A 13,555-nucleotide genomic window follows, 5' to 3' on the forward strand; every position below is an offset into this window, starting at 1 on the left:
GGTCGAATTGAAATCATTCTTAAATAACCCAACATTACCGTCATTGCGAACCCTTTGGAGAAGCATGAGGGCAGAAAGGGTGTGGCAGTCTATCTCCTTGACTTTCTCTTATGGTTACATAGATTGAATTTAATGGAATTTTTATTCCTGCTAACGATCATTTTCTAATGGAAAGTGCTACGACTTCATTCCTATGGACCAACATAATTAATCGCCAGGTTTCTTACTGAATATTTGTTGAAATCATATTAACCTTGGGTTCAAATATTTTTATAGAAAACGTTTAGTAAAAAGTTCAACCCCTACCCTATAAATTTATTTATAAACACCTATTGGTATTTTTATATAAAATAAATGCATCTATAAATTTCTTATAAGAATTAATTTCACACCCATAATATTGTAGCATAAATTAATTAAATTGTAATTAAGCTCAATTTTTAACTTTAAAAAATATTTTATTAAAACCAATTGGCAGTTTTTTAAATTCATTTCCCAAATTTTGCTCATTGTAGGGCTACTTGGTATAGGTTGCTGGGGATTAGTTAACCAGCGAAGTGGAATTAATAGTGCCACCCCCCAATCTCCCGTGACGGTAAAACAAACCTTCCAGTTCTCCGATCCCAATTCCCTGCTATCCTTGCCAGATATTCTTAGGATGGCTCAAAGGGATTGGCAAAAGGTTTCCGCCATCAACTTTGGCTATACCGGAGGAACAGGTTGGAGCCACCTCAAAGTGCACAACAAGCTAACACAACCTGTATTTATGGAATTGCAGACCCATTTTATTGATGCAGTAAAAGTGTGGTTATTGGACAATTCAGGCATACTCCATGAACTTCCGTCCACCGGATTTCCTGATTTAGCCAAAATCAATTATAATCCCCTAAAGCACCGGTATTTTTTGGCTGAATTGCCGATGGAAAAAAATCAATCTTATTCAGTGATTATTCGTGCTACTACCACTGCTGGATTCCCTATGAAATACCATGTTAAATTCTGGGATCAGCCAGGTTTTGTCCATTATACAAATGGATCAAATTGGGGCTGGGCACTCTTTATCGGTATGGTATTGACCATTTTTATTGTATCTCTGGCAGCTTTTATAATCAATCAAAAACGCATCTATTATTACTTTTCCGCCTACATCATCTGCTTTTCTGTATATGCTTTATTAAACGACGGTTGGGGGATATACCTTAATTCCACTATATACGAATATGTCAATCCGATACAAATTGCACATCTCCTAAGTCTTGGCATTTGCTTTTTCCTGTTGTTTAGCCGGAAATTTCTAGTCATTCCCAGCCCCTCCCCAAAATGGTGGCTAAAGATCAGCCCTTGGTGGTTTTACCTGCTTATGACAATTTTAATCCTCTTAACCAATTATGGCTATTCGCATTCCAATAGCCTATTGACTGCAATTGGATACTGGTGCGGAATGACTGTTGTGGTTGGGGTTGGTTTCCTTTGGTTGAGCTATTTATCAGATGCCCTTCACAGGGGGTTTCAGCCCGCTTGGCTTTTGCTGTTCTCACAGTTGTTTATTCTCATGTTCTTTAGCACCAATGTTATACTGGTCAATCTGCACGCCGTCTTTCTCCCCTTATCGGACATGGTTTTGCTAAGGATTGCATTGACAGTTCAATTGCTATTAATCGCCGTAGGATGGATTTACCGTCAAAAAGTGATCAAAGAATCCCAGGAACAGCTAAGTGTAGTCAATGAGAAACAACAGCAAGCACTTTGGGAGGCGGAACATAGATGGAAAGACTTACAGATTGCAACCTTAAGCATGGAAAATGAACTGCATGAACAGCGGGAACGGTTGGCCAGGGATCTCCATGATGGTATTGGTTCACAGCTTACCCATATCATTTCCCGCCTGGACCTGATTTCAATTAACGACAGCTCCCAACATAGCCAGCTTCTTCGTTTGAGAAATTTTACCCAGGAGACCAACCAAAACCTCAGGGAAACCATCTGGGTACTTAACCAAAAAAAGATTGCCTATTCAGAATTTATCCTCCGGATGAAGAGGTTTTTGGGCAACCTTTGGGAAGAAAGATCCTGCCCTGTATTGACATGGCAATTCCCTACTATAAATGAAGACCTAGTACTTCCGCCACTCGTAGCCATGCACCTGTTCCGTATAAGTCAGGAAGCATTGGCCAATGTCATTAAACATGCGCATGCCACCAAAGTAAAGGTGCAACTGGAATACAATTTTCCTGAATTGTTCCTCACCATAGAAGACAATGGGAAAGGATTCGATTCAAAGCAGGTATCCTCTGGATTTGGGTTGGATTATATGGAAAAAAGGGCAAAGGAAATGGCTGGATCCATTGAAATTCATTCAGAAGACTCAGGTACCGTGATCCGCGTGACGATTCCATTAGAAAGCTAAAAATTACGCTTTTTTACGTATTGACATCTGATATTCAAATAGTTATATTTGGTATAACAATGAATAAATTTGCTTCATGAACCATGATAAAAATCGGACTCGTAGAAGACAATGCCCAACTCGGCCAGGATATCCGGGAAAAGCTGGCTTTAGGGGAAGATGTAACCGTGCTATGGGAAGAACGAGATGGCAATTTGGCCCTAAAAGCCTTAGCTGAAAAGTCGATACCAGATGTGGTGTTAATGGACATCGCCATGCCTGAAATGGATGGCATTGAAGCCACCCGAATGGCAAAGCAAAAGTATCCAAAACTAAAAATATTAATGCTTACCGTGATGGACGATGAAAAGAAACTCTTTGAAGCTCTAAAAGCGGGAGCATCAGGATATCTACTCAAAGAGATAAAACCACATCTCCTAATCAATGCCCTAGAAGACGTACTGGAAGGCGGCCTACCCCTTTCCCCCTCTTTGGCAAATAAGGTGTTGAATTATCTAAATAAGGAAACAAAGCCCCAAGACATTCCAGCCCCAGGTATGGAAAAATTAAGTAAAAGGGAGCAAGAGGTATTGCAATGGTTAAAAAAGGGAATTTCAGTCCGCCAGATTGGAGAACAATTGTTTATTTCGGATAAAACGGTTAGGAAGCACCTCGAGCATATCTATGAGAAATTGCAGGTACACTCGGGGAGGGAGGCGATTGTGAAGGGGGGATTTTTATAATATAAGTCTATAAAATGATACCCATTTTAAATTAAACAATTGTAGAATGTTAAAGAATAAATTTTTATGCGAGAGGTAACATTTTCCTAGAAAAAGAATATAGAGTTGAGCATACAGTTTATTTCCGGGGTTTTAAATTATAGGAATTACGAAGAAGTAACATATTGATCCTTCTTGAAATCTAATTTGACTTCTATTTAGGAAGGTATTATAGGAATAAGTTGAGTGGGATGCAGTTTAAAGTAGTGAGAATTAGTAGAAGTCTCAATCGGTATAATTATGGAAACAATAAAAAAGAGTCATTGGATTGTAATTTTCATCATAGGTTTAATTTTAGGAATTCTAGGAAACCAATATTTCAAAATTGAAAATTTTTCCTTTTCAATTATTAATTTGATTATTGGTGGCGCTATAGTTATATGCTTTTTGGTAATCGATTTTATTCGGGAAGCGGGATTAAAGAGTGATAAAAAATCTACACATTCTTTCGGGTTGCCTGCAGGTACAGTCAGGGCAACTTTGGCCTTAGTACTCATTGTCTTTTTTGTTCTTTTTTCCTTATATTCTCTTCAAATTGTAAATGATGAAAATGAAAGGCTAGTTTCAAATATTTTAACTACGCTTGCAACACTCGTAATATCTGCTGTATCATTTTATTTTGGAGTAAAAGCAACAGAACAGGGGAGTGATATTGCCACTAAAATCTGGGGCGATAGCCAAAATAAAAGTAATCAAGATTTAGATCCAAAAATAATTCTAGAGGCTTTGTCCAAATACAAAACTGAATGGATAAGTTATTATGGTTGTAGAGATATCAGACTTGGAAAGAAGCAGACAAGTGATGGTCAGGTTAATTTAAATTGCCTCATCTTTTTTGTAGATAAAAAGATGAATCCTTCGACATTAGGTGAAACTTCAACAAAACCAATCCCCGCTACAATCTCATTTAAATTTAAAAACAATGATTATTCCATTCCTACTGATGTAAGACCTTATTCAGAAGTGGAGGGTCCAAATAGTGAATCAATAGTGGATATATCTAGATCAATTAAGGGTAAGGTTACGATAAGTGATGTTTCGGAAGACATCCAAAAACAAAATTTAGAATATACTGCTATAAAGATTACATCTGCAACTTCAGAATTTTTAATTGTCACAAACCCAAATTCGGAAGGTTTTTTCTCATTTGATAAAATTCCAATAGGCAAATATTCTATAGAGGCAGAGTTGGTTGTTGGAACATCAAGATATTTTGAAAAGAAGGAAATCCAAATCCCAAAAGATGAGAATCATGTTGAAATTAATCTTGATTTAAAACGTGCAGCACTAATTTTAAAATAGGTTTAGAATGAAAGAATTTGGATTTTCAGATGATCTAATTAAAGAATTTAATTTGGCGGTCAGTCAATTTAGAAATTATAAAAACGTATTTCTAATTGACATTGGAAATAAATATATAAATGGTGTTAGGAAAGAAGATCTTTGTATACGTGTTCATACCGAAGGTTCACTTCAATTTACAGCAACAAATTCGTTTATTCAATTTATTGACTATGTAAATTATGGAGATCAACAAAATAGAAGAGTAATACCAGTAAATTCTTCTAGAATAAAAATTGCAACTATAATTCAACCTGGAATTAGCATAGGGTATTCGGGCTCGGGCACTTTGGGTTTAATCTGTTTTGACAAACTTAATGCGTTAAAGCCGTGCCTTCTTACTGCTGCTCATGTAATTCAAGGTTCAATTGGGGCACCAGTTACTCAGCCTGGAAGGGGTTTAGACAGAGGACATCCCATTTTTCACACAATTGGAAATATACTAAGATTTGACCCAAAAGGAGATGCTGCTATTGCATTGTTAAATTCTCGAAGAAATACTGAATTGCAACAAATAGAATCCAATAATATTATTGATAAAATAAGAAATGTTAGAATAGGTGATTTTTTAACAAAGTCTGGAAGAACAACTAGTATCACTCAGGCAGTCGTCGATGGAATTGGAGTTTTTTTTCAAAGGTCAAATTTCTCTAATAAAGAAATTAAGGGATTCAGACTTGTTCCACTTGACGATCAATTTCATGAAAATATAGAAATTTCTGATAACGGAGATTCAGGTTCAATTTGGTTTGATAGCTACAATCCCAATGTAGGAATTGGGTTATTAATTGCCGGAGAGAAACCCACAAATATTGAATCTCTTGAATTTAGTTTCGCTCAACATATAACAGATGTATTTAGCAACCTACATATATCTCCTACCAAAAGTTTTTAAATATGAAAAATACAACTATTAAAATTCTAATTCTAACGATGATCTTTAGTTTTCAAAATACGTTATTTGCCCAATCTGCTTTTTATGAATCCCTTAAAATTTATCATTATCATGAAATTAAAAAGGACAACTCTGACCCCCTTGTGTTAAAATTTTACAACAATCCCTTTGATTCAACTCTTTCCGAAGTTGATATCACTAAAGTAATAAAAATAGTTGATGCTGTTATTGAAGTAGATGAAAATGGAGTTACAAAAGAAAAAGGAATTGATAAATTTGGCTTTAAACAAAGCGTTGCGGCTATTGGGACATCCTCTTTTATCTCAACTTCTTCACAATCTTTAATTATCGACGGAACCGCAAAATTTCTTGCTGAACGATTTAAGGAGGAAGCTACTACTTTGTATATTGATAGATTTAGACAAAAACTAAACAAAATTCCCGAATTGAAAATTCTTTATCCTAAAACCCATTCTTTTCTTAATGATGCTGATATATTTAATTACACCTCTATAGGAAACGATTTTAAAGAAGCTTTCGAGGATGATTTAAAAAACACCCTTGAGAACCTGAATTTTTATATCGAACAAAATAGCGGGTTAAAAAAAGAATTATTAAATAAAAAACTATTTTATCCCTTTAGTTTTGGGATATCCTTATCCGATAGATTAGTTAAAGGAGATCATCCTGCTGAGGTATTAGATCATTTAGAAAACAAATACAAAGATTCAAAAGATGGTTTTATCGAATATTTTAATGTAGTGCATATTGCAAATATTTTACAAAAAAACTTACAAAAAGTAAAATATACTGATCCATTATTACCAGAAATGTTTCCTCAGTTTGAAAACATCTGGCTTAGTTTTTCCAATCTTAAAAAAATAGATGAAGTAAAGGAATCGGAAATTTTTGCAGCACTTATTTACTATGAGGACCCAACTTTCTTTAAAAATATATTTGATCTGGATCAAAATTCAGCAGCTGTCTTTTTTGAAAGTACTGTATATCCATTAGCTGAAATTTTAAATACAATTGAAAATTTCCATTCAAAAGAAAAGTTAATATCTGATGATTATATTGGAGTGATGGAAAACACATTAAAACTAATTAAACATATCGATAATGTGAGTGAAAAAAAATTATCAGTACCTATTAATTTTACAATAAAAAATAAAAAGATTTACCCTATAGAATTTATAGAGAAATCATTAGATTTGTATAAATCGATCTATTCCAAGAATTATGGATATGTGGTAACAAATGGTCTCTACATTACAAATACAGTATTATTGGCCAGTGGAGTTAATGCAACCCAAGTTATAGAGCTTACCCAAGCTATGAGTAAGTATGGAGGCTTTATGGTTGACGTAGTTAAAGCAGAAAACTCTGATGATGTAAAAGTTTTGATACAAAAAAATGTAACAAAATTCTCCTATTTAGATAAAAGAAGAAGCGCATTTAATTTAACACTAAGTGCTCATCCAGGCATATATGGTGGAGCTGAATGGCTAGGGAAATTTGACCAATCTAATGTAAAGGCCAATTTTGGAATAACTGCTCCAATTGGTTTTGAATTTATGTGGAGTTTTATATCTGATAATGTTAAAAATAATAGACAACCAACTACAACTCGAAATTCCGTTAAATATATATCAGAAGGTTCTTGGAGTATATTTGCATCGTTTGCAGATATCGGAGCGGCTTTTAATTACAGATTAAATGATTCTAATAGTCAGCTTCCTGCGGAGCTTACCTTTAAGCAGGTTTTTTCCCCGGGAATTTCTTTAAATAGAGCATTTAAAAATTCTCCATTGACTCTCGGACTTGGATACCACTACACTCCTGAATTAAGAGAAGTAAATGTCGAAAATATATCAACATTAAACAATTCACACAAAATAATGCTACTTCTGAGTTGGGATATTCCAATTATTAAAATATTTAATAGTAATTAACTCGTAATGGAACAAATTAATATCCAATGACTTCGGATGAAAAAGACACCTCAAATAATCAATATTTAAATAAATTTGAAAAATGGTTTAGGGCCGTTAGAAACCTTGTATTTCTTATACCTATTATTTTGATTTTGATAAATCTATTTACCGTTTAATTTGAAAAGAAAATAATAATTGAACCTTTTCATGTTTCAAATGAAATAATCAACCAAGGATTCGATGGGAAAATAGTAGCGGCAAAAGTCTTATTTCGAATAAAAGAGATTCAAGATTCAGGGAATTCAAGTTGGTATAAAGACTTTTACGCTCATAAAATTGACCTAGATAATAAACTCATTGAATTGCCAAAATCAAACTTCGATCAAATCATAAATTATTTTATTAGTAGATTTGACAGGAATACTTACATAAAATGTCGTATTGCAACTGGTGAAAAATATGTTAGTTTAGTTACTTTTAAAGATAAAATTATTGAAATTGAGGGAATATCCCTCCAAAATGTCATTGATAAAACTGCAATTGGAATTGTAGAGGAGATTGAGCCTTTACGTCTTATGGCTTTTTTTCATGTAAACGATGATCCTCGCATTAAGCCCGTTGCTTTTAAGCTAATCAACGATGATGATAAAACAAATGATGGATTTTCATTTCATTATTTAGGTTCTTTTTTTTTAAAAAAAGGTGAATTTGAAACAGCAAGAAATTATTTTCAAAAAGCACTTCCAAATTTCCAGAATATGAAAGATCAAACTCCAACTTTAAACAACTTAGGTGTTTCATTTTATGAAGAACATATGGCAATATACATGTCGACAAGAAAACTTCACCGAATTGATAGTGCAAAAATTTATTATAAAAAAGCATTAAATATTGATAGTACCTATTCTAGGTCTTACGCCAATCATGGAAATATATCTATGTGTAATAAAAATTGGGACAGTGCATATTACTTCTTTGAAAAAGCCCTTGTTTATCAGTCAAATGATCCTTTATTATATGCCAACCTAGCAACCATTTCCTTTTTGAAAAAGGATACAGTTAAAGCCGATTCAATAATTTCTGTACTTTCAGATATAAGGCCAATAAATGTAAAATCTCTTGCTGTTGTTACTGTATTAGAATATGATTTATACAAGGATTCAATACGAACATCTAGATATTTGGATTCAATTAAAATTTTAGATAATTCTTATCATAAAACAGTTTACCAAAAAACCAAAGGTGTATTAATGAATAAGGCGAAAATTAAAAACGAGTAATATTACTTTAATATATAAAGTCTATTTTTAAATTATATAAAATACACTTATCTTCCTAAAAAGATTTAAATAATGGGAAGACTAGTATTAAAGATTAAAGGTTACACTCCTGAGGAAATTAAGGACCTTATTCGAAAAAATGAACGCTATATGATTGGATTAAGACTATATGCTGTTTATCAGGTTTCACTGGGACAACTCAGTCGAAAATTAGAAGGATTTTACCAGACAAGCTTCAAACAGATAACCAATTGGGTTCATCGCTTTAAACAAAATGGTATAGAAGGTTTGAGGGATAAACCCGGGAAAGGCAGAAAATCTTCTCTGCTATCAGAACAAAAGATAGCCTTGTCCTATCTCTTGCTGAATGACTCTCCGGTAGACTACGGGTATAATTCAGAAATATGGACCGGACCTATGGTTATTAATTGGGTAAAGGAAACCTTATGAGTTGAGTTTAAGAAGGCCCAGATTTACAACATTATTAAACAATTGGGATTCAGTTATCAAAAAAAAGCAAAAGGATTTTATCCCGAAGCAGATGAAAAAGCACAGGAGGAGTTTAAAAACAGTCTAAAAAAACTCCTAGAAAGTCCACCTGATACCATTTTGCTATATGAAGATGAGTTCTCTTTGTCAAATACAGCAACTGTTGGTTATAAATGGGGAAGAATTGGTAGTCAACCAAAAATAATGACAACAAAGCAGAGAAACAGGGAAAGGAGAACTGCAATGGGTAGCTATAACTTTGACACTGGCCAAATAACAGTCTCGTTCCATGAAAAAGGCAACTATAAAAGTTTCAAAAAGCATCTCAAGAAGATACTATGGAAATACAGAAAGCATTCGAAGATCATTATGGTATTGGATAATGTCCGGTATCACCATGCCAGACTGCTAAAAAAATGGCTATTAAAAAATTCGGTTTTGGAACTGGTTTATTTTCCCCCGTACCCACCCGAGTTGAATCCGAATGAGAGAGCATGGTGGTACATTAGAAAGAAAATAACACATAATAGATATATCCATACCATGGAAGAAAGAAAAGTGGCGTTCTGGAAAATGTTTTCTCATTTCCAAAAACCAAATGAGGAGATGAAAAGAATATGTGAAATTAATTATTAGACTTTATATAATTGATTTTCGCGTAAAAATACTTCGCCCAAACGGCGAAGAATAGCATTCGAAATCACGCTAGAAAAATTTGGTGTTAATGTCACCAAATAGTCAGCAAGGTTTTTATCCAAATTATGAGTGGAGTGCTGGACTAACGTTCCCTGCATTGAGTAATCAATTTACTGGTATGATTGCTCGTATAATTAACTGTTAAATCACACGACTATCTACGTAATAGAGCAATCAGTTCCTTTTTCTTCCCCCCACTGACTGGTATGGGCACAAAAAAGGAGATATTAGCTGAGTTAGAAGAATATCGCGGCAATCTGATATGATTATCTCTAATCTGTTGGATTTTGCTTATTCGGACCACATGCTTTCTGCTCAACTGAAAAAAATCGTTACCAAATTTATCTAGGTTATGCAAATAGAAATTTTTCAAACCGGGAGAAGAGAATACAATGGGTTTTTCCTGATCTGAGAGATATGCCCGAATCACATGGCCATCCGCCTCAAGCAAAACCAATTCCTTCAAGGGTATTGCAGTTAATTCACCATAGGCAGTGACTACAAAGATTGAAGATGGTGGTGAAGGATTTTTTGGAAAAGTTGAATAATTACTTTCAATTTTCAAAACTAAATTATTATATACTCTGTTCCACTTATCCACCAAAGGATCTTTATCACCCAAGAAAAATTTATAAGTTTTGATCGCTACTTCTAAATGATTTTTTGCTTCAATAAGATAATTATCATTATTAAAATCCATTAAAATATCTGAAAGACCCGATCTGCAATCCGCCACATTAAGGGATTCCTCTCCAAAATATTGGATTTGAGAAGCTAGGGCTTTTTCAAGTTGTTCCTTGCCTAAAAAGAGGTTACTTTCTCCGCCAAGATCTTTGAGTACAAGGGCAAGATTTTGTCTATTTTTTGCTACATAGGGGGAATCCTCACCGAAATTCCCGATGTTCGAAGAAAGGGCTTTTTCAAACTGTTCCTTCGCCTCCAGCAGGTTGGCCTTGCCCCCGAGGTCTTTCAAGATCATGGCCAGATTGGAACGGCTTATGGCCACAGCAGGGGAATCCTCCCCAAAATTCCTGATGTCCGAGGAAAGGGACTTCTCTAGAAGTAACCTCGCTTCTAAAAGATTCCTTTCGCCTCCTAGGTTTTGGAGTACTTGGGCTAAGTTGGATTGACTCTCGGAAACAGCGGGAGCTTGATTTCCGAAATTTTTAATTTGTGAGTTTAACGACTTTATGAACAATTCTTTCGCTTTCTGGAGATTGTCTATTCCACCTAGCTCATGTAGGATCAATCCAAGTTCGAAATGAATATTAGCTACCTCCTGATGACTTTCTCCAAAATTTAAGATATTTGTTTTCAAAGATTTTTCAAATAATGCAATGGCAGTATTAAGATTTTTATTTCCTCCCATATTCTTAAAGACCAAGGCGAGGTTACTTTTAAATTTCGCTAATTCTATTTCATTTGAATTTTCAAAAATCTTAATAAAAAATTCACAAAATGGAATCCATTTTCCAAAGTAATGGATATCTGATATTTTTTCATCAAAATTCAAAAGTTCTTTTAGTCTAAGGAATAAGGGTTGGCCATCCTCCCAGAGGGTTTCTCTATATTTGGATTGGATGAGGCTTTGGATAGCGGGGCTAATGCGGTAGTGAAAAATATTTTCCTCAGAAGTACCGCCTATTTCCCCTTTTCGGTATAGGGACTCTAGGGTGTTCTTAAGTACGCTCTTGTCTTCGGGTTTGAACAGTTCTATTAAAAATTTGAGGGTGTAGTTTTCCGAGGGCAAGAGTGCCATATTCACCATAAAAAGCCTTTCCTCTTCCGTCAGCTTCCTAAAATCATTAACTAATTTGAGAATATCGAGGGTAGTGGCAACCTTCTTATTGGGTGATCTGGAATAGCTACTTACGATTTCGAAGTTATTGCCTTCGTCCAGAATCAAACCCTTTTCTTCCAGTTCTCGGAGAAAGCCTTTCATGTCCATGCCAAGTCCAGAGGCTTCTTTCAGATTTTTGGCAAAGACCTCTATTAAAAGCATATGGTAATTCAGCCCTTTCAGAATGCTATCTAGCAGCATTTTAAATTCCTCCCCTTCCTCACTGTAATATTCCTGAAACAGTGCACTCGCTTCTTCAGGGGAAAGGTGGTTTAGATTCAATTCATTTTTCTTGGAAACCAAGATTTCCCTACACCTGCTTGTGATCAGCACATTCCAATTAAATCCTTTGAAATTCTGCAAAAAAGCGCTGATATCTTCAGCATCGTTGGCATTGTCCAGAGCAAGGAGAAAGTCCCCTTCCAAATTGGAAATTGCTGTTTTTAAGGTGGCTATCTGATCTGCCTCTCCTAACGCATTAAAAGCCGTTGGATCTAGTCCAATGTTCGGAACTAGCGTCTTCAGGGCATTCATTATGCCCTGATCACAAAAAAGCCATGCTTGGTGGGAATATAGGTATTCGCAGTCGTACCAGTATTTAGAAGCGAGTGTGGTTTTTCCCATACCTGCCTCAGCATGGATAAGAATGGTCTGCGGACTTTTTTCAAATTTTTCTTTCAGAAATCCCAACTCTTTTTCCCTTCCCAAAAATAGATTTGGTGAAATTGGGCCATTGGGGCTAAGCATTTTAGCCCGTTCTTGGTAAGTGAAAAACCCAGAATCAATGAGCACATCAAGCATTTTCTTGAAACTGTTTTCAAGTTCAACGTAGCTTTCAAACTGCACATGAAACTGTTCGTTTTCCTGAAGTAAGCGGAGAAAACTTTCTTTACTTTTCCTATCAGATTTATTTAGTTCAAAAATTGGAGGAGCTATTTTTTCAAAAACATAAATCAAAGGTTTCCCGGTTTCCTTAAATCTTTGGTGGGCGAGATAAAGTTCCATTAGGTTATATCTTCCGATTCTTTCCCAGAATATCATTACTACTATTTCAGCTTCATTCAGCATTTTATTGAAACCATCCTGATGTCTACCTTGGTTAAGTTCTGCCCCCAAATCCTCCCAGACTTCGAGCCGAAACTGTACATTCCTTTTAATCAGAAAATTGTTCTGCCGACCTATAAAAATCTCAAACTTCTCCCGTTCGGGCCTAAGTTCACGGGAACTAATTAAAAAAATTGTGAAAGACTTCTTTACACTTGGTTTTTTTTTCCATTCCGCAGCTTTTATAAAGAAATCAGGGTTTTTTAATAAGGGAGAATATGTAGGTACAGTAAGTGTATCTTTTTCCTCATTGTTTTCAACTATCTCAATCCTTAATCCATGATTGTTTTGAGCGGAAGTTCTCCCGGAATTGGTTTCAAAAAATAGCCTCAAGAGATTATTCTTCTCCAATTCATTTTTTGAATTCTTCAGCTTTTCATAAATGTTTCTCTCAAACCCATTTGGATCTAAAACAGACATTGCGCCATCGCTGAAAATATCCTGAATATTTTTGGGGATGATATTTTTGGACTTTTCGGTATACTCCTTTACAAATTCAGCTATTTCAATTTCCCACTTCGGGTCAATATGAGGCAATAAAATCTCCCTTACAGGAGTCTGGAAACAAAACAAATGATGTCCGATGGGAGAAACCAAACTTGACAAAATCAAATCAGATACCACCATGTAGGAAGGTTGTTCTTTTGGATTATTGGAGATGTAATTCCTAAAGTTAAACCAGATTAGATACAGTATTTCAGTAGAAAATACAATTGGCTGTGCAGCGAAAATGGCAAATTCTTTATACCCTTTACCTTTCCGGGAAAAGTAGTCAATTTTATCCTGATATGTAGAATCATTCATA

Annotated in this window: 9 protein-coding genes; 8 read left to right on the forward strand and 1 reads right to left on the reverse strand. The window is 34.9% G+C overall.

All coding sequences use genetic code 11. The features are described 5' to 3' along the window. Positions 1 to 502: 502 nt before the first annotated feature. The 8 genes from AC0L7T_RS22395 to AC0L7T_RS22430 all read left to right on the forward strand — a co-directional run bounded on the left by AC0L7T_RS22395 (position 503) and on the right by AC0L7T_RS22430 (position 9,746). Positions 503 to 2,407, forward strand: coding sequence for a sensor histidine kinase (locus tag AC0L7T_RS22395; protein WP_473338556.1), 1,905 nt, complete (start codon positions 503 to 505; stop codon positions 2,405 to 2,407). Positions 2,408 to 2,490: 83 nt separating this feature from the next. Next, a complete protein-coding gene (locus AC0L7T_RS22400; protein WP_473338557.1) occupies positions 2,491 to 3,129 on the forward strand; it encodes a response regulator in 639 nt (212 codons plus the stop codon). Positions 3,130 to 3,408: 279 nt separating this feature from the next. Further along, entirely contained in the window at positions 3,409 to 4,470 is a 1,062-nt protein-coding gene (locus AC0L7T_RS22405; protein ID WP_473338559.1) for a carboxypeptidase-like regulatory domain-containing protein, read from the forward strand. Between the two features lie 7 nt (positions 4,471 to 4,477). After that, positions 4,478 to 5,404 carry a hypothetical protein gene (locus tag AC0L7T_RS22410; RefSeq protein ID WP_473338561.1) on the forward strand — a complete coding sequence of 309 codons (927 nt, stop codon included), beginning with the start codon at positions 4,478 to 4,480 and terminating at the stop codon, positions 5,402 to 5,404. Between the two features lie 2 nt (positions 5,405 to 5,406). Beyond that, the gene (locus AC0L7T_RS22415; RefSeq protein ID WP_473338562.1) at positions 5,407 to 7,359 is read left to right on the forward strand and encodes a hypothetical protein; all 1,953 of its coding nucleotides are present in this window, start codon (positions 5,407 to 5,409) and stop codon (positions 7,357 to 7,359) included. A 344-nt stretch (positions 7,360 to 7,703) separates the two neighbouring features. Next, the gene (locus AC0L7T_RS22420; protein ID WP_473338563.1) at positions 7,704 to 8,621 is read left to right on the forward strand and encodes a tetratricopeptide repeat protein; all 918 of its coding nucleotides are present in this window, start codon (positions 7,704 to 7,706) and stop codon (positions 8,619 to 8,621) included. Between the two features lie 72 nt (positions 8,622 to 8,693). Further along, the gene (locus AC0L7T_RS22425; RefSeq protein WP_473338564.1) at positions 8,694 to 9,071 is read left to right on the forward strand and encodes a helix-turn-helix domain-containing protein; all 378 of its coding nucleotides are present in this window, start codon (positions 8,694 to 8,696) and stop codon (positions 9,069 to 9,071) included. Positions 9,072 to 9,113: 42 nt separating this feature from the next. Then, the gene (locus AC0L7T_RS22430) at positions 9,114 to 9,746 is read left to right on the forward strand and encodes an IS630 family transposase (protein WP_473338565.1); all 633 of its coding nucleotides are present in this window, start codon (positions 9,114 to 9,116) and stop codon (positions 9,744 to 9,746) included. 214 nt (positions 9,747 to 9,960) lie between these two features. Here the strand turns inward: AC0L7T_RS22430 and AC0L7T_RS22435 are convergent, their stop codons facing one another. Continuing rightward, complete coding sequence (locus tag AC0L7T_RS22435; protein WP_473338567.1) at positions 9,961 to 13,554, reverse strand: NB-ARC domain-containing protein; 3,594 nt, start codon at positions 13,552 to 13,554, stop codon at positions 9,961 to 9,963. Between the last annotated feature and the right edge of the window lies 1 nt (position 13,555).

It is taken from the genome of Cyclobacterium sp. 10D3-21 (assembly GCF_055809755.1).

What these genes read in the sequence shown, in the direction of transcription:
- AC0L7T_RS22400 (WP_473338557.1), top strand. Translation starts at nt 2,491, where the DNA reads ATGATAAAAATCGGACTCGTAGAAGACAATGCCCAACTCGGCCAGGAT.
- AC0L7T_RS22405 (WP_473338559.1), top strand. Translation starts at nt 3,409, where the DNA reads ATGGAAACAATAAAAAAGAGTCATTGGATTGTAATTTTCATCATAGGT.
- AC0L7T_RS22410 (WP_473338561.1), top strand. Translation starts at nt 4,478, where the DNA reads ATGAAAGAATTTGGATTTTCAGATGATCTAATTAAAGAATTTAATTTG.
- AC0L7T_RS22415 (WP_473338562.1), top strand. Translation starts at nt 5,407, where the DNA reads ATGAAAAATACAACTATTAAAATTCTAATTCTAACGATGATCTTTAGT.
- AC0L7T_RS22425 (WP_473338564.1), top strand. Translation starts at nt 8,694, where the DNA reads ATGGGAAGACTAGTATTAAAGATTAAAGGTTACACTCCTGAGGAAATT.
- AC0L7T_RS22435 (WP_473338567.1), bottom strand. Translation starts at nt 13,554, where the DNA reads ATGAATGATTCTACATATCAGGATAAAATTGACTACTTTTCCCGGAAA.